Below are 22,900 nucleotides of genomic sequence, written 5' to 3' on the forward strand. Positions count from 1 at the left end.
AAAATGAGCTTTAATATATCTTCGCGGCCATGTGGATGTATTTAGGGCTTTTGGCCGCATTATTTTTAGGATTACACAATTTATGTAAAAAGCATGCTGTACGCGGAAACGAAGTGTTTCCGGTGCTTTTAGGTACCGTAGGCTCGGGTTTCACCTTTCTACTACCCTTTTATATAGCTTCGGTTTATTTTCCAGAATATGCTAAATCCAACGCCATTTATATTCATTCCATGGCCTGGGAATTACACGGATTTATTTTTATTAAATCAGCTATAATGGCAGCATCTTGGATTTTAGCTTATCAGGCTTTAAAGCATTTGCCCATCACCATTGTGACGCCCATTCGATCGGCAGGCCCATTTTTCACTTTTATTGGAGCGATACTAATTTATCAAGAACGCCCTAACACTTTACAATGGGTAGGTTTTTTTCTAATCATTTTTTCAGTGATGTTATATTCTAAAATAGGAAAAAAAGAAGGCATCAACTTTAAAAAAGACAAATGGATTCTAGCCATCATAGCAGCAACGTTTTTAGGTGCTTCTAGTGGTTTGTACGACAAGTTTTTAATTCAATATTTAAACATTGCACCACTAACCCTAATTTTTTGGTTTTGTTTTTATGTGATATTAATTCTGCTTGTCATTTTAAGCATCACTTGGTTCCCTTATGCCGAAAAACGTAAAGCCTTTAAGTTTAGATGGTCTATTCCAGCAGTAGGTATCCTATTGCAAGCCGCAGATTACTTCTATTTTAAAGCCCTGCAAGATCCAGAAGCTTTAATTATGCTGCTCTCTGCCATTAAAAGGAGTCAGATATTAATCGCCGTTTTAGTTGGCGGCGTTATCTTTAAAGAACAAAATAAACGTAAAAAATTAGTACCACTTGCCGGAATTATGCTTGGGGTTTTTTTTATACTATACTCCTAGTTTAAAATTGATTATTTATTATTTCCAAAAATATTGCGCTTAAGCAATTGCATATAGCCTAAAGCTTATGACTTCTTGCCTATAACCCAATCTTTTGTTAAAAAAAGAATGAACATTCATTTTTTGTTATCTTTGTATTCAAATTTAGTAAGATGGCGAAACTTCAAAAAAGTATAGACAAGCGTAATGCTTTAATAAAAGCAACCATAGACTTGGTCAATAATGATGGATTTCATGCAGCACCCATGAGTAAAATAGCCAAAATGGCTAATGTCTCACCAGCTACCATTTATTTGTATTTTGAAAATAAACAGGATTTGGTTAACAAAACCTATATCGAAGTCAAAGCAGAATACACCAAATATGCCTTTGCTAATTATAATGAAGACACTTGTGTTCAAAAAAGTTTTGAAATTATTTGGAAACGCATTGCTGACTTTAAACTTAAAGAGTGCGAAAACGCCATGTTTCTTGCCCAATGTGATAATACCCCAATTATTGATGAATCCTGCCGACAAGAAGGTATAAAACATTTACAACCGCTTTTAGATTTGTGGGCACGTGGTAAAAAAGAAGGGGTTATAAAACCTATTTCCGACTATCTGTTATACGCATATACTATAAATCCGTTGTCCTTTTTAATGATTAACCAAAAACGAGGTTCGTTTATCTTAGATGAAACCCTTTTAGAAGAGGCTTATCAAGCAGCTTGGAGTAGTATAAAAGTTTGTAAATAATATGAAAAAAACAGCCATAATTTTAGGAGCAACAGGTTTAACAGGTTCTATTTTACTTGAGAAATTGTTAGCAGATCCTAGATATGAACATATCAAATTATTTTCGCGATCTAAAATCGAAAATCTACCACACAAGGTCTCACAGTTTATAGGTGATCTTTTAGAGTTCGAACAGTTTAAAAGCGATTTTAAGGCTAACGAAGTGTATTGTTGTATTGGAACAACCTCTAAAAAAACGCCAGATAAAACACTATACAAGCAAATAGATTATGGTATTCCGGTGGCTGCAGCAAAGTTAGCTAAGGATAATAATATCGAAACATTTTCTGTGGTTTCTGCATTAGAGGCTAACCCAAATAGTAAAGTGCTTTACAATAAAACTAAAGGTGAGATGGAGCTTGATGTTCAAAAACAAAACATTAAGAACACCTTTATTTTTAGACCTTCATTAATTGGTGGTGATCGTGATGAGCAACGGACACTTGAAAATATAGGACTGGCCATTTTTAAAGTGCTTCAGCCTTTATTTATTGGAAAACTGAAACAATATAAAATTACCGAACCCGAAGATATCGCTCAAGCTATGATAGAGCTATCGAATACTACAAATTACAACGAAGTAATTATCACTTCAAACGACATAAAAAACATTGCAAAAAATCATAAATAAAAAATTGAATATGGAATTATTAGATAAATTAAATTGGAGATATGCTGCTAAAGCCATGAATGGTGAAACGGTTGCCGAAGAAAAAATAGAACATATTTTAGAAGCTGCTCGCCTTGCTCCTACCTCAAGCGGTTTACAACCTTTTGAAATTATAGTGATTAAAAATCAAGATGTTAAAGAACAGATCAAACCTGTAGCTTGGAATCAATCGGTGATTACCGACTGCTCTCACCTACTCGTTTTTGCTGCTTGGGATACCTATACTGCCGATCGTATTAATCACATGTTTGATTTAACAAACGATATTCGCGGATTTAAAAACGAAGGTTGGGAAAACTACCGCCAGATGTTATTAAATTCTTATCCGCAAAAAGACGCCGAAGAGAATTTTAATCACGCTGCAAAACAAGCATATATCGCTTTTTCTCAAGCCGTAATTGCTGCTGCTTTTGAAGGCGTAGATGCCACACCTCTAGAAGGTTTTGATCCTGCTGCCGTTGATGAGATTTTAGGCTTAAAAGAAAAAGGTTTACGCAGTGCAGTCATGCTTCCTTTAGGATATAGACAAGAAGACAAAGACTGGTTAGTAAACCTAGTAAAGGTGAGAAAACCAATGAATGAATTAGTAACTGTTATTGAATAAAAAAAATAGCTATGAAAAAGACCATTTTATTAAATAACAGACCCCAAGGTGAACCTACGGTTTCAAATTTTGAATTTGTTACTGAAGACAACACACTTCAAATTTCTGAAGGTGAAATACTTTTAGAAACCACTTACGTTTCAGTAGACCCTTATTTAAGAGGACGCATGAGTGATGCCAAATCGTATGTACCACCTTTCCAATTAAACAAACCGATACAATCTGGTGTCATTGCCAAAGTAGTAGCTTCTAAAAACAAGAAATTTGCTGAAGGCGATTATGTTTCAGGTATGCTTGATTGGTCGACACAACAAATATCAAAAGGTGTAGGTTTAAATAAAGTAGATGCTTCTAAAGCGCCTTTAAGCGCATACTTAGGTGTATTAGGAATGACCGGACTCACCGCTTTTTTAGGTTTACAAGAAATAGGAAAACCTAAAGCCGGAGAAACTATTGTCATTTCTGGTGCTGCTGGAGCTGTTGGTAGTGTGGTTGGGCAAATAGCTAAAATTCTAGGCCTTCACGTTATAGGAATTGCTGGTACCGATGAAAAAATTGACATGTTAAAAAATGAATTTGGCTTTGATGCAGGCATCAATTATAACACCAGTGAAGATATAAATGCAGAGCTCAAAGAACTAGCTCCAAATGGTGTTGATATTTATTTTGACAATGTGGGTGGACCAATTTCTGACGCGGTACTTTTTAACATCAACCGTTTTGCTAGAATGATTATCTGTGGAGCCATTTCGGTTTACAATAAAACAGAATTACCAACAGGTTTAAGCGTACAACCATTTTTGGTTAAAAACAGTGCTTTAATGCAAGGATTTATTGTATCTAATTATGCTGAAAAGTTCCCAGAAGCGATACAACAGTTAGCCACTTGGTTGAAAGAAGGTAAATTAACTTATACTGAAACGATTGTTGAAGGTTTTGATAACATTCCAAAGGCTTTCATCGATTTATTTGAAGGAAAAAATAAAGGAAAAATGATTGTTAAAATCTAAAAACATAATGTGAAAAAGTTGTCATATTGAGCCTGTTGAAATATTTTAACTATTTGATAATCAGTAAAGGTTTCAACATGCTCAACCTGACAAGCTCACTTTTAAAACTTATTTACAACACACATAACCATAAAAATTAAGCAAATGAACACTTTTGAATTTAAAAACCCGACCAAAATTATTTTTGGAAAAGACACTATAAAAAATATAGAAAATGAAATTCCTAATGACGCCAAAGTTTTAATGCTTTATGGTGGTGGAAGTATTAAAAAGAACGGTATATACGACCAAGTAAAAGCCGCTTTATCATCATTTGATGTGCTTGAATTTGGTGGTATTCCTGCCAATCCGGAATATGCTGTTTTAATGCAAGCTTTAAAAGTGATTAAAGATGAAAACATCACTTATTTATTAGCTGTTGGTGGTGGTTCTGTTATTGATGGCACCAAATTTTTATCGTCTGCAGCATTATTTGATGGCGATACCCCTTGGGATATTCTAACTGATAAAATAAGAACTGAAAAAGGCATGCCTTTCGGAACGGTTTTAACCCTTCCTGCAACAGGTTCTGAGATGAATTCTGGTGCTGTGATTACCAGAGAGGAAACTAAAGAAAAGCTTGCTATGGGTGGTCCTGGTTTATTTCCGGAGTTTTCTGTTTTAGATCCTCAAGTGATTGCTTCTATTCCAAAACGTCAGTTAGCCAACGGAATTACCGATGCTTTTTCTCATGTTTTAGAACAATATATGACCTACCCTATTGGAGCCTTATTACAAGACAGATTTGCGGAAAGCATTTTACAAACTTTAATTGAAGTCGCTCCTAAAGTAATTAAAGATCCTACAGAATATACATCGGCAGCAAACTTTATGTGGAGTTGCACGATGGCCTTAAACGGTTTAATTCAAAAAGGTGTGCCTACCGATTGGGCTGTGCATGCTATGGGGCATGAACTTACCGCTTTATATGGAATTGATCACGCAAGAACTTTAGCCATCATTTTCCCTAGTCATTATAAATTCAATTTTGAAGCGAAAAAAGAAAAGTTAGCACAGTATGCTGAACGCGTTTGGAATGTGACAGAAGGAAATACCGATGATAAAGCTTATGCCGCTATTGAAAAAACAGAAGCTTTTTTCCAAAGTTTAGAGATTGACACCAAATTATCTGAATATACTAAAGACTATGAAGGTACTGCCGAAGAAATTTCAAAACGTTTTACCGACCGTGGTTGGTTAGGATTGGGTGAGCATCAAGATTTATCTCCAGAGAAGGTTGAAAAAATTGTAAAAATGGCTTATTAGACTATGGTCGAAAAGACGTGTACTATTTTTAAATATTGACTATAAAACTTAATAAAATGAGTAAATTTTCAGAAATTATAAATCAGGATAAACCTGTACTTGTTGACTTTTATGCCACTTGGTGTGGTCCATGCAAAACTTTAGGTCCGATTCTAAAAGATGTGAAAGACACATTAAAAGACTCCATTTCTATTATTAAAATAGATGTAGACAAAAACCAAGAGTTAGCAACAAAATATCAAGTAAGAGGTGTACCAACCATGTTACTGTTTAAAAACGGAAAACAAGTTTGGAGACAGTCTGGCGTACTTCAAAAAAATGACATATTAAACGTTATTTCGACAAATGCTTAATATCCTTTGATTGCATGTATATAATAAAGAAAGAAGCTGTCTAGTAAGTTAAACCCATCGTAAGGCAGTGCTCAGCACGGAATCTCATAAACTGACATTCACTTATTATGAGAATCTGAAATAAATTCAGATTGACGACAATAATGCTTAATAGACAGCTTCCTTTTATTTGAATATATTAAACGGTTTCAAGCTCACGTTTTGCCATTCTATATGGATACTTAGGATAAATAGAGCGTTTAGCAAATCGATTTAGTTTATTACTATTAATCATTTTAATATAAACCTGTTTTGTAACTCCGAAATACTCATAGGTGGTACCATCCGTAAAAGTGATTTCTAGTAACAAACCTTTGTGATTGTAATCGGCAATACCAGAATTTGTAATGGTTTCTGTATAGGCTTCTAAATTCGCTGCTAAGGTTTCTGGCGCAATACTAACAAGAAAATGGTAGCCATCAATAATTTTTCGGCTATTAATTTCAGCTTCTTCTTTTAAAGCATCACCATCTTGAAACTTATCAGGATGCCATGCTTTAACCAAATCGCGGTAACTTTTCTTTAAAGCCTTTAACTCGATTTCGTTTTCAACTCCAAAGAGTTTTTTATATTCATTTATGCGCTTCATATCATGTTTATTTTGAAGCCGCAAAAGTAGGTGTAAAAATCACATGAAATACAAAAAAACAACAATTAAAAAATCGCTGATTATAAGATGGTTACGCGAACCTTCTTGTTTTTTAATCTGGTGTTGTTTAGTTTTTGAACTAAAGCATTCGCAAGAGCTAACGGCACTGCTACAAAAGCACAGTCTACTTTAAGTTCAATAACACCCAGCTGGTCTTTATTTATACCGCCTTGTTTAAAAAATAATCCTGCAATATCACCTTTTGAAATTTTATCTTTTCGGCCACCAGAAATAAACAAGGTTTCCCAATATTGCTCAATTTTATGGGCTTTCTTTGAAATATTGATACCCTTAACATCTTTGATAAATTCTGGTAATATTTCGTTCTCCCACTTTAAAATATAGGCCGTTCCTTTAGCATTAACCCGGGCTGTTCTTCCATTTCTGTGAATAAACTCTTCTTCGTGACGAGGTAATTCATAATGAATGATATGATTCATTTCTGGAATATCAATCCCTCGGGCGGCCAAATCTGTAGCCACTAAAACCTGACAACTTCCGTTCCTAAACTTTATAAGCGCCCTTTCTCTGTCTTTTTGCTCCATACCACCAGAAAAGCAAGCATGACTAATTTTATTGCGTTTTAAAAAAGCACTCACTTCACTAATGCTATTTCTTAAATTACAAAATATAATGCCTGGTTTGTTGCCAATATGCGCTACCAATTCTAACAAAGTTCCTAACTTATTAGCCTTTGGAGAAACCACGGTTTTTATAGCTAATTGCGATGTTTTTTTTGTGTTTAAGTAATTCACTGTAATAGGCTTATCAAACCTTACAAAACCAGGTATTTTAACACCTTGGGTTGCTGAGGTTAAAATACGTTTGTTAATACTTGGCAATTGCCCAATAATGGCCTTCATTTCTTCCTCAAAACCATCTTCTAATGATTTATCAAATTCATCTAGAATAAGCGTATTTATGCTTGTTTTTTCAAAACGATTGGCATCAAAATGATCTAATAATCTGCCGGGCGTACCAATTAAAATGGCAGGATTATGCTTTATTTCAATTTTATCTTTGGAAATAGATCTGCCTCCATAAACAGCATTCACTTTAAAACCAGAACCCATCGAACGTACCACTTGTTCAATTTGAATTGCTAATTCTCTTGATGGCACGATAATCAAGGCTTGAATTTCTTGCGATTCTGAATCCAAAACCTCTAATAAGGGTAGCAAAAACGCCAGTGTTTTCCCCGTTCCAGTCGGTGATAATAAAACAGTGTTTGTATTCGATTCGATAACCGAAAAAGCCTCCTCCTGCATCGGATTTAAGGCTTGAATATTTAATTTATTTAAAATATCCTGTTGATTTTTTATGTCGTTAGCCATTATTGCTTTTTCTTTTTATGCTTTTTAGCGCCTTCAGGATTTGGAATTACCGTGGCGTTTTGAGCTAAGTAATTTGCTAATATTTTATCAACAAGTTCTTCTTTGGTTAAATGATGAAATATGGTTTTTATCTTGGCTTTTAAATCTTCTGAAACCTCACGATTAGGTTTGGTTTTAAATATTTTTTTAGCCCATAACAACGTATTATTTTCTTCAATACTTTGAGCATCGGCTTTTTTAAAGGTCTTAAAAGTAATGCCTAATTCATCTTCAAAATCGGCGATATCAATAACTTCTTCTTCCTGTAAAATGGTTAAAGAAAGCCCTTTTGCTCCTGCTCTAGCCGTTCTTCCACTTCTATGTACATAGGCATCATAAGTATCTGGTAAATGATAATTTACAACGTAAGACAGGTTTTTAACATCAATACCACGAGCAGCTAAATCGGTAGCAACCAAAATATCGATATGTTCATCTCTAAATTGTCCCATGATACGATCACGAATACCTTGAGACAAACTACCATGTAAAGCGCCTGATGAAAATTTATTAATCGCTAAATTTTTAGCCAATTTATTAACAGCAGCCTTGGTTTTACAAAAAATAATACCACGTTCTCCTTCTCTAGAGTTTAAAAAATGCATTAAAACCTCTAATTTCTCAATAGGCTCTACAACAACATATTGATGATCGATACCTTGATGACCAACCGTTTCCATATCGGCTTCAATGTGTACCACATGTTTAGACATGTAGTTTTGAACCAATTGTTTTATGTAACCAGGCATGGTCGCTGTAAATAATAAGGTTCTTCTGGTTTTAGGAAGTTCTTTTATAATGGCATCCACCTCTTCCTTTAAAGCACTTACCATTTCATCAGCTTCATCTAAAACAAAATATTTTATGCTTTTCAGATTAATGGCTTCACGTTTAACTAAATCTACCAAACGACCAGGTGTAGCAATTATAATTTGAGGCCGATTTGTTAAAGCTTCAATCTGTGGCTTTATGGGTGTGCCTCCGCACAAAGAGACGATTTTAATTTCTGTGCTATTTGAAGCTAAAGATTCTAAATTCTTATAAATCTGCTGCCCTAATTCTCTTGTAGGTGCAAGGATTAAGGTTTGAATATCTTTATTTTCTATGTCGGCCAATTGCAATAACGGTAAGCCAAAAGCCGCTGTTTTTCCTGTACCTGTTTTTGCTAAAACAACGAGATCATCCTTCTGATTTAAAACTACCGGAATCGCTTTTTTCTGAACGTCTGTCGGTTCAGAAATTTGTAAATCGATTAAACTTTGTTGGAGCTGTTCGTTAATTCCTAAATCTGAAAACTGTTTTAACATGGCTATTTTTTTGAGCAAAGATAGCGACACTTTTGCTCTGGGGATGACTATTTACTTCGTAATTCCTTTATAAGATGAAATTGTTATGATATTTAGACCAAACACAAACTATTAGACGTTCACTAAGGTACTTTGAAAGTCATTTTGAAGTGTCATAAGAAGTTCTGAAACTGAAAAACAACTTTTATGATTTTAATTTCCTCTGATACGAAGCCATAAATCCGCCATGAGGTTTTTAGCATCTCTACCATCTTTTGGAGTTTCTATAAAACGGACTTCTCCGTTTTCCAAAACTTGAATTTCATATTGAAAAACAAACTGATTGTTATCAGGTTTAATTCCTATGGTTCCAAAACGTAGGTCGTTAAAATATAGTTTATCATTCTTCTTTGTAATAGTGTACCAGCCTTTCGAGATATGAATCATACGTTTTACTTTGTCGTTATTTCTCAAATCGCCCAAGTATTCATGATGTTTAGGGTACTTATAAAACGTTATGGGCTTTTTATCACAAAAAGAATAATACCCAACCAAATATGCATCTTTGGTGTCAACATTGGCTGTCCATAACAGAGTTGTAAGTGGAGCTGGGCGTGTGTCTATATCAGTATATATAGTTTGTTGAGCATCTAATGCATTTTCAAATTTCATATACGCCAAACCTTTCAGAATCATACTAATAACCAAATAAGCACTACTCAAAATTAGTCCCCAACGGTTATAAAGGCGTCTTTTGGGCGATGTTTTATGTTGGAACATCGCTAGTGCTAAACAGATTAAAAAAGGTAAGGTATACAGAGGATCGACTACAAAAATGGATTTAAAAGCAAGTCGTAAATCAAAGGGCCAAAACAATTGAGTGCCCCAAGTGGTATGGGCATCTAATAAGGGGTGCGTAATAAAGGCCCAGAAAAACAGCCAAGACCACCCCTTAAAATTTTTATATTTCTCATACCGTGAAACAATCCAACCAAAAATAGGCGCAAATAAAACCGAAAAAACTATAGAATGCGTAAATCCGCGATGAATTTCCAGAGCTGTAACCGTATCGGTAAAATGACTTGCTAGGACATCCAAATCTGGAATAGTACCTGCAATAGCGCCATATAACATAGCTTTATTGCCAATTTTTCTACCTAACACAACTTCACCAACAGCGGCACCTAAAACGATTTGGGTAAGAGAATCCATTTATTTTTATGTAACTTTTTGAAATGGAAAATTAAGGATTTAAAACATATAGTGGCTTACATTTTAGTTTTTAGTCGGATGCTGTTTTGTTTTGAACCAAACTAGAATAACGTATAGCTGTTCTTTTATTTCCTCTTAAAATCATTTCAGATTTTAAATTTGGAAATAAAGTAATATTTACCTGAAAATTTTCAGATTTACTTTGTGCTTCAAATGAAATATCATAACTGGAGTCCTTTTTTTGAGTGACATTATAATTTTTCATAAGGCCTTTAAAAGCAATGACGCTATCGTCTCCTCCATAACTTCCTCCCATTTGTCGCTCTCCAAAATAAGGTAAATAAGATGTGATACTATCTCCAGAAATGGTTAGAAAATTGCTGTTTCCAATTAAATTCACAGATCCTCCCTGATTCCCCGGAGGTAATAATCGAGCGGCTTGTTGCATGGCCATGGTGGTAGTTGGATAAGCCCAATCCGAAACAATCTTGAAATCCTTATTTTTAACTATAGCTGCTAGTCGATCTAATTCAGCTTCAGTTGCTGGGGTTTTATTCGAACCACAAGCCATGAGAAATACTGCAAAAATGGCTAGAACGGATTTAGGAAAGTTGATTTTCATTGTGATATATTTAAAAAGTTATACGTTGAAATTACAAGTTTGATAGTAAGTTCTACGATGTTAATTTACATATAAATGAAGGTATTTCAAACGTAAACTCTAAATTTAGCATCTATGAGTTTTATGAAAAATCAATTACAACTTCAATATCAAGGATTTATAAACACACCTTTACTCTGGAAGAATTCAGATGTAATGGGATTACATCAGTTATTACTCCCAGAGCAACATGTGTCACAATTTACGACGCTTGAGCAACCAAATATACGTTTAGGAAAACGTGTAGAGCAGTTTGTTTTCTTTGAATTATCAACCTTTAACAATATCAAAATACTTTTAAAAAACACTCAAATTCAAAACAACAAACAAACTATAGGTGAAATAGATTGTATTTTACAGTTAGACCAAACCTTTATTCATCTTGAAATTGTGTATAAATTTTACTTGTATGATCCTAACCATGGCCACACAGAAATCGAACACTGGATTGGTCCCAACCGAAAGGATACTCTACTTAAAAAAATAACAAAACTTAAGAACAAACAACTTCCTTTACTTTATAATCAACATACACAAAAAGTATTAAAACCGCTGCAACTACAATCCGCAAGCATCAAACAGCAGGTTTATTTTAAAGCTCAATTATTCCTTCCTTTTGAAGATGTTGATGTCCCATTTAAAATCCTTAACAAGGCATGTGTTAGTGGGTTCTATATGCATTATACAAGAATCGATGAATTACAACACTGTAAGTTTTTTATGCCCGACAAAATCGATTTGCTACAAGAAACCCAAAATCAAGTCGATTGGTGTTCTTATTCAACTTTTTGTGATAAAATAGCACCGATTATTGAACAAAAAACGGCACCTCTTTGTTGGGTTAAATTTCCAAAAGGCAGAATTCAAAAATGTTTTATTGTCTGGTGGCCATAATGTAAAGCAAAAATGATATCATCATCAAAAGCCCATAGATGTCATTCTCATATCTTTTTTAGAACGCCATGTTAAATGATAATTTTTTGGTTTTGTTAATATAGCATGTACGAATATCGTAATTATCATGTCAAAAAACTATGATTTTAACATTAAAATGGAGTTATTATGAATACATTTTTAGAAGCTATTTAAGCTTTTATTACTAATTTTATAATTACTATTAATTTATTATTTTGAAGTTGTAAAATGAGCTTCCTTTCCGTTTATTGGGGGTATATTAGATTTTTTTAATATGGTTTATTATTAAATTTCAGATAGTATTAAGTTAAACTCTAGCAGCAAAATCTGCTATTCATAAGATAATTTATGGCGTTAAAAATCGTAATTTCCCACAAAACAAAGTATAAGTACGATAGAAAAGTTTCATTATCTCCTCACATTTTCAGACTGCGGCCGGCCCCACACTCTCGAACACCCATTGAGTCCTACTCCATAAAAATAAAACCTGAAGAACAGTTTTTTAATTGGCAGCAAGACCCTTTTGGAAATTATGTGGCACGCCTAGTGTTTCCTGAAAAAACAGACGAACTTTCAATAGATGTCGAGATTATTGCCGATTTAAAAACCATAAATCCTTTCGATTTTTTTATTGAAGAATCTGCCGAAGAATATCCTTTTGAATATAGTGATACAATAAAAAAGGAACTCCTTCCTTATTTAGAAATTACCGATGATGGTGATTTACTAAAAGAATTCATTAAAACTATCGATTATACGCCGCGTAAAACCATCTATTTTTTAATTGATATTAACAGGAAGATTTATGAATATTTAAGTTATAATATTCGAATGGAGCCTGGGGTGCAATCCTGTGAAGAAACTTTAGAGCGTAAAAATGGTTCTTGTCGTGATTTCGCTTGGCTTTTTGTACAAACACTGCGTCACCTCGGCTTTGGAGCTCGATTTGTTTCTGGGTACTTGGTTCAATTAAAATCTGATGAAAAATCACTAGACGGCCCTTCTGGTCCTGAAGAAGATTTTACCGATTTACACGCTTGGGCCGAGGTATATATACCTGGAGCAGGATGGATTGGTTTTGACGCCACCTCAGGACTGCTTGCTGGCGAAGGTCACATCCCATTAGCATGTACGCCTTCCTTTGAAAGTGCCGCACCTGTTTCGGGAGCCACCGATGTTTGTGAAACCGAATTCTTTTTGAAAACTCGGTAACCCGTATTTTTGAATCACCAAGAGTTACAAAACCATATACCGAAGCACAATGGAAAGACATTTATATACTAGGGAATAAGGTTGAAAAACAACTTCAAAAAGGTGATGTGCGTTTAACTATGGGAGGCGAGCCTACATTCATATCTATAGATGATTTGGACTCTCCTCAGTGGAATACTACGGCCGACGGACCTCTAAAACGAAAATTAGCCAAAGATTTATCTAAAAAATTACATGAAGCCTTCGGGAAAGGTGGTGTGCTTCATCATGCTCAAGGCAAATGGTATCCTGGCGAACCTTTACCCCGATGGCAAATTGAAATTTGTTGGCGTAAAGATGGTCGTCCAATTTGGTATAATAAAAAATTATTAGCCACTTACACCGACAAGATTACAATACCGCCAGATACTGATAAAAAATTCTTAGAAACCCTTACCAAATATTTAAGGGTTACAAACGAGCATATTTTACCTACTTACGAAGATCCATTTTACTACCTATGGGAACAAGGTAATTTACCAACCGATTATAATCCAGCCGATGACAAGGATAACGAGCTGGCCAAGAAAAAACTAAATGCCATTTTTGAAAAAGGCACATCAACTCCTGTTGGTTACTTACTACCGTTAAATAAAACGGAAAATAAATGGTTTACAAGTGCTTGGACCTTTAGGCGTCAACACCTGTTTTTAACACCAGGCGACTCCCCTATTGGGTTGCGATTACCATTAGCCTCCTTGGAAGCTAAACCAGAACATGAAATTTTCCCAATTTACGAACCCGAATTGTTTGGTATTAAAGGAAGACTGCCAAGTTTTAAAAATATTGTAAAAGCACGTTATAAAGATTATTGCGATTTTGGAATTGATGATAATCAACCCAACTATTTCGTGCGCACAGCACTGTGTTCCGAAATTAGAGATGGAAAACTATATTTATTCCTTCCACCTTTAGAGTCTGCCGAAGTATTTCTAGATTTAATTGCATCCATTGAAATGACTGCCAAAGAACTTAATGTTCCGGTGATTTTGGAAGGGTACGAGCCACCAAAAGACAACAGGTTAGAATCATTAAAAATTACACCAGACCCTGCAGTAATTGAGGTGAATGTCCATCCTGTGAAAAATTGGGATGAGTTATGTAACAACACGTTCACACTATATCAGCTGGCAAAAGAATCACGTTTGGGTACCGAAAAATTCATGCTCGATGGTAAACATACAGGTACTGGCGGAGGAAACCATGTCACCTTGGGTGGTACCAGCCCTCAGGACAGTCCGCTACTTCGAAAACCTAGCTTGTTAAGAAGCTTACTAACTTTTTGGCAACATCATCCGGGATTAACATATTTGTTTTCTGGAGCCTTTGTTGGTCCAACCAGTCAGGCGCCACGAATTGACGAAGCCCGCATGGAAAATTTATACGAATTAGAAATTGCCTTCGAACAAATCCCTAAGGATGGAGAGGTGCCTTTTTGGCTAACCGATCGTTTATTCCGTCATTTACTAACCGATCTTACAGGAAATACGCATCGTGCCGAATTTTGTATTGATAAATTGTATTCGCCAGATTCCTCTTCTGGAAGATTAGGAATTTTAGAGCTTCGTGGATTTGATATGCCTCCACATCCACAAATGAGTTTGACGCAAATGTTGCTTGTACGAACACTAGTAGCTTGGTTCTGGAAAAAGCCTTACGAGCACAATTTAGTGCGTTGGGGCACCGAGTTACATGACAAATTCTTAATTGAACACTATGTTCGTGAAGACATAAAAGATGTGGTCGAACAATTAAACCGTGCCGGTTACGCCTTTAAAGAGGAATGGTTTAATCCATTTTTTGAATTTAGATTTCCACTTCATGGTATGGTTGAAATTAATAATATTCACTTGGAATTAAGAGCTGGAATAGAGCCTTGGAATGTGTTAGGTGAAGAAATGACAGGAGGCGGTACAGCACGATACGTAGATTCATCTTTAGAACGACTTCAAGTTAAAGTTTCTAATTTCATAGATGAAAGATTTGTATTAACTTGCAACGGTGTAAAAGTTCAATTAAAAAGTACTGGAGTTCAAGGTGAATATGTAGCTGGAGTCAAGTATAAAGCTTGGGATCCTTATTCTGCATTGCACCCTACAATTCCTGTGGATACACCTTTAGTTTTTGATGTTGTTGATACTTGGAATAAACGTTCTATTGGTGGCTGCACTTATTTTGTGTCGCATCCAGGAGGCCGATCGTACGAAAGGTACCCAGTGAATAGTTTTGAAGCAGAATCTCGACGAATAAATCGTTTTTGGGAGTTTGGCCATACGCAAGGGGAAATTGATCCGGTTGAAAACATCAATCCAGATAAGGAAAATCCGAATAGAAGTGTTGAAGAAAAAGGAAGCTCTAAACGTTTTAAATACAAAGAATTGCCTGTTAATTTTGAATTCCCTTACACTCTAGATTTAAGAAAAAAATAAAGTGAAATTTTCAGCATCTTTTGATGCAGAAAGTCTCTTAAAGCATAAGGAATCCTAATTAATGGAGACGAAAGAAAATAGCATATTTGAAAATTACTTTAAGGATTTTAGTAAATATGACGAGTTATTAACTTCAGAATTAACAATCAAACCCGATTGGAAAATTCTGTTGGATAATTTATTAAAAATTGGGAGTAAAGAATTGGCTGATAGGCAATCGGAAATTGATTGGTTGTTGGCCGAAAATGGTGTTACTTACAATGTTTACAACGATCCAAATGGTCTAAACAGGCCTTGGAATTTAAATATCATCCCCTTCATCATTCAACAAAAAGAATGGGAATTGGTTGAAAAAGGCATTAAGCAGCGCTCAGAATTGCTAAATCTTATCCTTAAAGATATTTACGGAGAACGTAAATTGCTTAAAAATGGCATTATTCCTCCTGAAGTAATTTATGCACATCGCGGCTTTTTGCGTGCTTGCGACCAAATTGATTATAAAACAGCCAAAACCTTATTAATTCATGCTGTTGATTTGGCTCGTGGACCCGACGGACGCATGTGGGTAGTTAACGACCGCACCCAAGCACCTTCAGGCATGGGCTATGCTTTAGAAAATCGCTTCTCTAAGAGCAAAGTGATTCCTGAGATTTTTGAAAACATTCATGTCACACAACCTTCAGAATTTTTTAAAGATTTTGATCAATTGCTTTTAAATGCGGCGCCAGGAAATAAAGAAAACCCTAATGTGGTTGTTTTAACCCCTGGACCACATAACGAAACTTATTTTGAACATGCTTATTTATCAACTTTTTTGGGATATCCTTTAGTGAAAGGGAATGATTTAGTGGTTCGAAACGGTAAGGTGTGGATGAAATCTCTTAAAGGCTTAAAACAAGTAGATGTTATTTTACGCCGTGTTGACGATGCCTTTATGGATCCTTTAGAACTTCGTGAAGATTCCTATCTAGGAGTTGCTGGACTTTTGGAAGTAGTTCGACTTCAAAATGTTGCCATTGTAAACCCGATTGGTAGCGGTGTGCTGGAAAACCCTGGTCTTATTCCTTTCATGGAAAATATCTGTAAATATTTTTTAAAAGAAGACCTTATTTTACCTCAAATTGCTTCTTGGTGGTGCGGACAAGAAAAAGAGCGTAACCATGTTTTTGAAAATCTCACGTCATTTGTAGTAAAAAAAATAGATCGCTCTCAGCGTGAGAATATCATTTTCTGTGAGTTTTTAAGTAAAAAAGAATTAAAACAGTTAAAGAAAAATATACTTGCTAATCCAAACCAATATGTAGCCCAAGAGAAAATATATTTCTCTACAGCACCAAATTTTATTAATGAGAAATTAGAACCTCGTAAGGTGTTATGTCGTACATTTTCCATTGCTAAAGGTGATCAATATAGTGTAATGCCTGGTGGTTTAGTACGTGTGGCTGCCGAACGTGAGAAGCTTTTTGTTTCTAATCAGCGTGGAGGAACCAGTAAGGATTTTTGGGTTATTGGAGATCAAAATCAAGCTCACTTAGCACTCTACTCGTGGAATAAAAGCTTACCTAACAATATTACTAGTATCAATGATGTTCCTAGCAATACTGCAGAAAATTTATTCTGGTCTGGACGTTATGTGGCAAGAACTTTACTCACGGCGAGGTACATACGGATGGTATTAAACCGAATGACCAACGGGCAATATAACAACATGATTCTGCCAAATCAGGAGTGTTTAAACATATTATACCATTCGATAACCACAATAACTTCTACGTTTCCTGGCTTTTACGATGATAAAAAATCTGAAGCACTGCTTAAAGATCCTTTAAAAGAAATTGTTTCGGTTATCATTGATGAAAAACGCATTGGAAGTTTTGCTCAAAGTTTACAAAGTTTTAGTGGGTCGTATTTCACGCTTCGAAATTTATGGTCTAAAGACATGTGGCGAGTTTTTGACAGCATCGATAAAATTTGGAAAAATTTTAAATCTGAAGAAAATTATAGCATCTATAGCATAACGCGTTTTTTTGATAAAATAATTACTAGAATTATTGCTTTCATGGCGCTTACAGAAGAAAGTATCATGGTTAAACAAGGGCTTTTACTCTATTTTATTGGTTTAGAATTAGAAGAAGCTTCCATGACCATTGAAAAATTTAGAGCGCTTATTGTTGTTAATCATGACGAAGACTTAGAATATGAAATTTTAGAATCTTTATTATCTAGTCATGAGAGTTTAAACATTTATCGATACAGCTATAAATCCTATTTAAGTTTAGAAAATGTTGTTAGACTGCTACTTTTAGATCAAGAATACACACGATCTTTAACGTATCAAATAAATAGGTTGCAAAAGGACATTAGCAAATTACCCAATAACACCCCCAATGGTGAACCTACAGAATGCTTAAAAAATATTGAAAAAGCACTTAGTCTAGTGCAAAATATTGATATTGATAGTATTCTGGAAGTAGATAAAGAAACGAATATACGCTTAAAATTGGATCAGTTATTTTCAAAATTAAGTGATTTGTTTCATGTAACTTCCATGTCAATTTCAGACACATATTTCAATCATTCCCTACAACAGAAACAGTTGGTAAAACGTAACATAACAAATTAGATGGTAGTTTTCGATCTCTGGCATAAAACCAAATATAAGTACGAGCAAGGCGCTTCTTTTTGTCATAATCTAGTCACATTAAAGCCTAAAAATTTTCCGGGTCAAGAGTTGTTAGATTATCGTTTAGAAATTAGTCCAACCCCAACTGAAATTTCTGAAAGAATTGATTTTTTCGGAAATACCATAGCAACTTTTTCTATTCAGGAAAACCATGAAGAGCTTACGGTTATTGCGCGAAGCAAAATCGTTAGAGACTATAAATATCAAGTTTCTAATGAAAATATTGAGGCTAGAAACAAGGTGACTATAGAAGAAGCTTTAAAACAATTAAAAGGTATTGACCCCGCTATTATCAATGCAAGACAATATGTGTTGTTTTCCCCTCTAATTACAAAATTGTCGCCGAAAATAAAAAAGTATGCCGAGGTTTCCTTTAATCCTGGCCGTTCTCTTTATGAAGCCGCACACGAACTCATGCAACGTATTTTCATTGATTTTGACTTTGTTCCTGGTTTTACAAATATTGCTACCCCCCTAGATAACGTCATGAATGCCAAAAAAGGGGTTTGTCAGGATTTTGCCCAAATTGCTATTGCTTGTGTGCGCTCTATGGGCTTACCTGCAAGATATGTAAGTGGCTATATCGAAACCATTCCGCCAGAAGGCAAAGAAAAATTAATAGGCACTGACGCGTCACATGCCTGGTTTTCAGTTTTTATTCCTCAATATGGTTGGGTAGATTTTGATCCTACAAATAATCAAATACCTAAAGACCAACATATTGTTGTAGCACATGGCCGAGATTATTACGATGTTCCGCCACTAAAAGGTGTAATCTATTCTACAGGGAAAAATGACATGGAAGTATCGGTAGATTTACGTCCCGCAAAGGAAAATGCTAAACACAAAAAAGACTAATAAACATCATATTACCCACTCTTCTAGGCCTTGGCCTTAACGTCTAAAGTATGCGAAATATCAAAATAATCTTCTTCTAATTTCACTGCTATATTAGCCAGTTTATCAATTAATTCGGCAGTAAATTCTTCTAAATTATCATCTATTTCTTCTATCAACTTATATTTAAATTGAGAGGTCATTTTTCCAATTAAAAAAGCAGCAGAATTAACAGGTTTTTCGTGTTGTTTAGAAATCATACAAATATATTTATTCATTTGATTTAAACTGTTTTTAATGGAGCGTGGACATTTGGCGTTTAAAATTAGAAATTCTAAAGTATTAGTTCTTTCAGGTGCTTTTTTATAGCTTCTACGCATCATATCGTATGCTAAAACACATTTTAATAAAGTCACCCACTGGTAATTGCCATCAACTAAATCGCCATAAATCTTTTTAACCGTACTGGCATCACTTACTTTGGAGTTAATGATACGCGCCACCTGTAAACCACGTTCTATATTAATACCTAGCATAATGATGGCGTAAACTTCATCATGTAAGAGTGTACTTTGTATTTTACTTTTAATATCCGATGTGGCATTACTTACAATGGTGGTGAAATCGTATAATTGACTTTTTACCAATTTTTCAACAGGATATCCTTTTATAGCATGTTTAACACGGTTAACGGCTTCAAATAACTCTGTTGAAATAAGGTCTCTAGCGCTTCTTGCATTTTCGTGGGCATTAATAAAACCATTTACTATTGAATAAGGGGAATCTATATTTAATCCAACATTATACAGAACTTCTTCTTCTTCTAAAATAATATCAGAATCGATAATTTCGTTAGCCGACATATACATTATAGAGCGTAGAACAAATTGCCTAGACTGTGATAATTCGTCGGGAGCGTCCAACGATGAAAAATAATTAACTCTTAAAAAACGCGCTACATGTTCAGATCGTTCAATATACCTCCCCATCCAAAACAAATTATTTGCTACTCTTGCTAACATATATATTCTATTTTTTTAATACCCAAGTGTCTTTTGACCCTCCGCCTTGTGATGAATTTACAACCAAATTGCCTTTTTTTAGTGCTACCCTTGTTAACCCACCTTTTAATACAAAATTAATATCCTTTCCTAAAAGTGTAAATGTTCTTAAATCGACATGTCTGGATTCAAAAGACTCATTATCATCAATATAAGTAGGGTGCGTAGATAAAGACATGATAGGCTGTGCGATGTATTTTCTTGGATCCTTTTTAATGTTTTCTTTTACCTTTTCAATCTCATCTTTAGTTAATTTATTACCTATAGATATGCCATATCCCCCAGATTCATCTACGGGTTTTACAACTAATTTATCTATATTTTCCAGCACATAATTCAATTCGTTTTTTCGACTGCAATGATAAGTATGTACGTTGTTTAAAATGGGATCTTCATCGAGGTAATATTTAATAATTTCGGGCATGTAGGTATAAATGGCTTTATCGTCGGCAACACCTGTTCCCGGTGCATTAACAAGAGCTACATTACCTTTTAAATACACCGAAAACAGACCAGGAACCCCTAACAAGGAATCTGCTTTAAAAACTAGAGGGTCTATATATAAATCGTCTACCCTTCTATAAATAACATCAACTTTTTCAATCCCATAGATGGTTTTCATGTAAACGAAATCATTTTCAACAAACAAATCGCGTCCTTCTACTAAAAGAATCCCCATCTGTTTGGCTAAAAAACAATGTTCATAATAAGCAGAATTATAAACACCAGGCGTTAAAATAACGCATACAGGATTATCTACCCCTGTTGGTTTTACAGACTGCATCGTTTCTAATAGTTTAGAACCATAATTGACCACCGTATGTGTTTTATACTGGTTAAATACGCCAAATAGGGCATGTTTTACAGCGCCGCGATTTCCAATAACATAGCTCACCCCAGAAGGGCAACGAATATTATCTTCTAAAACATAATATTGCCCATCAGAATGCTTGATTAAATCTGTTCCAGAAATGTGATTATAAACGCCTTCAGGGGGATCAAAATTGATCATTTCTGGTAAAAAGTTAACAGACGAATCAATTAGGGATTTAGGAACAATACCTTGTTTTATAATTTTTTGATCGTGATAAACATCCCAAAGGAAAAGATTTAACGCTTTGCTACGCTGTAAAACTCCTGTTTCTATAGTTTCCCATTCTTCATGATCAATAATTCGAGGAAATAAATCGAAAGGGAATATCTTTTCATTTACTTCATTTTCACCATAAACTTGAAATGTAATTCCTGAATTAAAAAAAGAATCCTTCGCTTGAATATTTAGTCTATTAAACTCTGATACGGAGTAAGTCCCAAAAAGTTCAAATAAAGTTTTGTATATGCCTCTGATATCATCTCTTTTAGCAAATAATTCATCATAAAACCTAGAATCAAACTCGTATGATGAAAATAATGGAAGGTTAAGTGGGTCTTTCAAATCTTTTATTTTAGTAATTACGCCTTGAGTTATTCAATAAATTTAATAAATATTTAAGGACTAATTACTAAATATTATGACGACTTTTTTTTAGCCAAATTTACCGCTGTATATTTGATAAAAATTCACTGTAATTTTTAAACAAATGAAAATAAACTAGACTGTAATTCGCTTGTAAATAAAAATAATGCTGTTTTTATTACAGATTTAATAATTATTAAAAACATAAAAAGTGATCTAAAACATAGACTTAAGGCTTTATTTCTTTAAAAATAAATAACTTACAATTAATTCTTTTTTAAAAACAAATCAAAATTTCATTTTACGATTATTTAATAATATGATTTTAGGTGCATTTAGAGGTGAAAAAGCCTTATTTCTTTCGATCTTTTTTTAAAATCTTGTCGATAGTAGTGATCCAATCTTCGATGTTTGTCTTATTGGTATGAAGTGCTACGCTCCCATTGCCATATGGCTTATAAATTTCTACATGGGTTACCGAGAAAAAACCAACTGTTGGAGTTAAAGAAGCACTTGCCAAGTGCATAACACCGTTATCTGCTGCTATAAAAACACTGGTATTTCTAATAATACTCGCCATTTCACGAATATCTTCACTATAAAAATGAACTGCTTTAAAATTTATTCTTGAAATATTTTCTATGGGAAGCATTTCAATGATATTAAACTCAGGGTATTCCTTTTGTAATCTTGCATAAAAGGTTTCCCACCAAGTTTCAGAATAGCATTTGTTTCCAGTAGCGTTGGTATAAATACAAATGGTTTTCTTATTATTATTATTATTATTATTATTAGTGATGTTGTCTAACATCTTTTTTCCTTTAGAAATTTCAATATCACTTAGTTTGATATCCAATAGAGGCATATTTTTATTGGTATTTTCAACGCCTAACACGGTTAAATAATGTCTCAAATTGTAGATGGGATATTTTGATATGTGCTTATAATCCTCATATTTATTAATGATACTTTCATCAACATCGCCAAAAATTTTAAATTTTGCTTGAGCTAGTGCTGTTAATAACCTTCCTGAAGATGAGTTTTTATCAGCATTGATTACTAAATCATAAGTTCTACTTTTAATAGAAATCCAACATTTTATATATTTATAAAGATTACTCCAAGGTTTTTTAGGAAGCTTGATGATTTGCGAAATTTCTTTATATTTCTCAAATACCGGATGTGCCACACCTCCTTTTACAAAAAGATCCACATGACTCTCGGGAAAAGTGCGAATAACTTCCTGAACTAAAGGAGTTAAAAGTAATTGATTGCCTAATCTATGGTTGGGACGTATTATTAAAATTTTTTTGATATTCTTAATATGAAGGTCACCCTTTTGAGGCTCTACATACGATGCCCCAACACGTTTTGTTAGGGCTTTCATTATTTTTCTTCTGT

Annotated in this window: 18 protein-coding genes and 1 pseudogene; 11 read left to right on the top strand and 8 right to left on the bottom strand. The window is 34.3% G+C overall.

Annotation, left to right across the window (positions count from 1 at the left end; all coding sequences use genetic code 11):
* Positions 1–29: 29 nt before the first annotated feature.
* From C1A40_RS15365 to trxA, 7 genes are all read left to right on the top strand, one after another.
* A complete protein-coding gene (locus C1A40_RS15365; RefSeq protein WP_102996671.1) occupies positions 30–929 on the top strand; it encodes an EamA family transporter in 900 nt (299 codons plus the stop codon).
* 152 nt (positions 930–1,081) lie between these two features.
* Positions 1,082–1,666, top strand: coding sequence for a TetR/AcrR family transcriptional regulator (locus tag C1A40_RS15370; RefSeq protein WP_102996672.1), 585 nt, complete (start codon positions 1,082–1,084; stop codon positions 1,664–1,666).
* Position 1,667: 1 nt separating this feature from the next.
* A complete protein-coding gene (locus C1A40_RS15375) occupies positions 1,668–2,336 on the top strand; it encodes an NAD(P)H-binding protein (RefSeq protein ID WP_102996673.1) in 669 nt (222 codons plus the stop codon).
* A 10-nt stretch (positions 2,337–2,346) separates the two neighbouring features.
* Positions 2,347–2,979 carry an NAD(P)H-dependent oxidoreductase gene (locus C1A40_RS15380; protein WP_102997233.1) on the top strand — a complete coding sequence of 211 codons (633 nt, stop codon included), beginning with the start codon at positions 2,347–2,349 and terminating at the stop codon, positions 2,977–2,979.
* A gap of 11 nt (positions 2,980–2,990) precedes the next feature.
* On the top strand, positions 2,991–3,989 hold the full coding sequence (locus tag C1A40_RS15385; RefSeq protein WP_102996674.1) for an NADP-dependent oxidoreductase: 999 nt from the start codon (positions 2,991–2,993) through the stop codon (positions 3,987–3,989).
* Positions 3,990–4,133: 144 nt separating this feature from the next.
* Positions 4,134–5,294 carry an iron-containing alcohol dehydrogenase gene (locus C1A40_RS15390; RefSeq protein WP_102996675.1) on the top strand — a complete coding sequence of 387 codons (1,161 nt, stop codon included), beginning with the start codon at positions 4,134–4,136 and terminating at the stop codon, positions 5,292–5,294.
* 56 nt (positions 5,295–5,350) lie between these two features.
* Positions 5,351–5,647, top strand: coding sequence for a thioredoxin (gene trxA / locus C1A40_RS15395; protein ID WP_102996676.1), 297 nt, complete (start codon positions 5,351–5,353; stop codon positions 5,645–5,647).
* A gap of 178 nt (positions 5,648–5,825) precedes the next feature.
* On the opposite strand, the gene C1A40_RS15400 is transcribed toward trxA, so the two are convergent.
* The 5 genes from C1A40_RS15400 to C1A40_RS15420 all read right to left on the bottom strand — a co-directional run bounded on the left by C1A40_RS15400 (position 5,826) and on the right by C1A40_RS15420 (position 10,828).
* Positions 5,826–6,275 carry a KTSC domain-containing protein gene (locus C1A40_RS15400; RefSeq protein ID WP_102996677.1) on the bottom strand — a complete coding sequence of 150 codons (450 nt, stop codon included), beginning with the start codon at positions 6,273–6,275 and terminating at the stop codon, positions 5,826–5,828.
* A gap of 80 nt (positions 6,276–6,355) precedes the next feature.
* Complete coding sequence (locus C1A40_RS15405; RefSeq protein ID WP_102996678.1) at positions 6,356–7,669, bottom strand: DEAD/DEAH box helicase; 1,314 nt, start codon at positions 7,667–7,669, stop codon at positions 6,356–6,358.
* Complete coding sequence (locus tag C1A40_RS15410; protein WP_102996679.1) at positions 7,669–9,015, bottom strand: DEAD/DEAH box helicase; 1,347 nt, start codon at positions 9,013–9,015, stop codon at positions 7,669–7,671. Before C1A40_RS15410 ends, C1A40_RS15405 begins: the two co-directional genes overlap by 1 nt.
* A gap of 192 nt (positions 9,016–9,207) precedes the next feature.
* Complete coding sequence (locus C1A40_RS15415; protein WP_102996680.1) at positions 9,208–10,206, bottom strand: metal-dependent hydrolase; 999 nt, start codon at positions 10,204–10,206, stop codon at positions 9,208–9,210.
* Positions 10,207–10,276: 70 nt separating this feature from the next.
* On the bottom strand, positions 10,277–10,828 hold the full coding sequence (locus C1A40_RS15420) for a DUF4251 domain-containing protein (protein WP_102996681.1): 552 nt from the start codon (positions 10,826–10,828) through the stop codon (positions 10,277–10,279).
* 114 nt (positions 10,829–10,942) lie between these two features.
* Between C1A40_RS15420 and C1A40_RS15425 the strand changes: the two genes are divergently transcribed.
* The 4 genes and pseudogenes from C1A40_RS15425 to C1A40_RS15440 all read left to right on the top strand — a co-directional run bounded on the left by C1A40_RS15425 (position 10,943) and on the right by C1A40_RS15440 (position 19,003).
* Positions 10,943–11,761: a DUF1853 family protein gene (locus C1A40_RS15425; protein ID WP_102996682.1), complete on the top strand. Its 819-nt coding sequence runs from the start codon at positions 10,943–10,945 to the stop codon at positions 11,759–11,761.
* Between the two features lie 369 nt (positions 11,762–12,130).
* Positions 12,131–15,462, top strand: a pseudogene (locus tag C1A40_RS15430) (transglutaminase family protein).
* A gap of 61 nt (positions 15,463–15,523) precedes the next feature.
* Positions 15,524–18,085, top strand: coding sequence for a circularly permuted type 2 ATP-grasp protein (locus C1A40_RS15435; protein WP_102996683.1), 2,562 nt, complete (start codon positions 15,524–15,526; stop codon positions 18,083–18,085).
* Positions 18,086–19,003, top strand: coding sequence for a transglutaminase family protein (locus C1A40_RS15440; protein ID WP_102996684.1), 918 nt, complete (start codon positions 18,086–18,088; stop codon positions 19,001–19,003).
* A gap of 23 nt (positions 19,004–19,026) precedes the next feature.
* Here the strand turns inward: C1A40_RS15440 and C1A40_RS15445 are convergent, their stop codons facing one another.
* The 3 genes from C1A40_RS15445 to C1A40_RS15455 all read right to left on the bottom strand — a co-directional run bounded on the left by C1A40_RS15445 (position 19,027) and on the right by C1A40_RS15455 (position 22,886).
* Positions 19,027–20,004 carry an alpha-E domain-containing protein gene (locus C1A40_RS15445; protein ID WP_102996685.1) on the bottom strand — a complete coding sequence of 326 codons (978 nt, stop codon included), beginning with the start codon at positions 20,002–20,004 and terminating at the stop codon, positions 19,027–19,029.
* A 7-nt stretch (positions 20,005–20,011) separates the two neighbouring features.
* Positions 20,012–21,478 (bottom strand): circularly permuted type 2 ATP-grasp protein, encoded by a 1,467-nt coding sequence (locus C1A40_RS15450; RefSeq protein WP_102996686.1) that lies wholly within the window; start codon positions 21,476–21,478, stop codon positions 20,012–20,014.
* Positions 21,479–21,851: 373 nt separating this feature from the next.
* Positions 21,852–22,886: a glycosyltransferase family 9 protein gene (locus C1A40_RS15455; RefSeq protein WP_241910435.1), complete on the bottom strand. Its 1,035-nt coding sequence runs from the start codon at positions 22,884–22,886 to the stop codon at positions 21,852–21,854.
* Positions 22,887–22,900: the final 14 nt, after the last annotated feature.

It is taken from the genome of Tamlana carrageenivorans (genome assembly GCF_002893765.1).
Taxonomy (GTDB): domain Bacteria; phylum Bacteroidota; class Bacteroidia; order Flavobacteriales; family Flavobacteriaceae; genus Pseudotamlana; species Pseudotamlana carrageenivorans.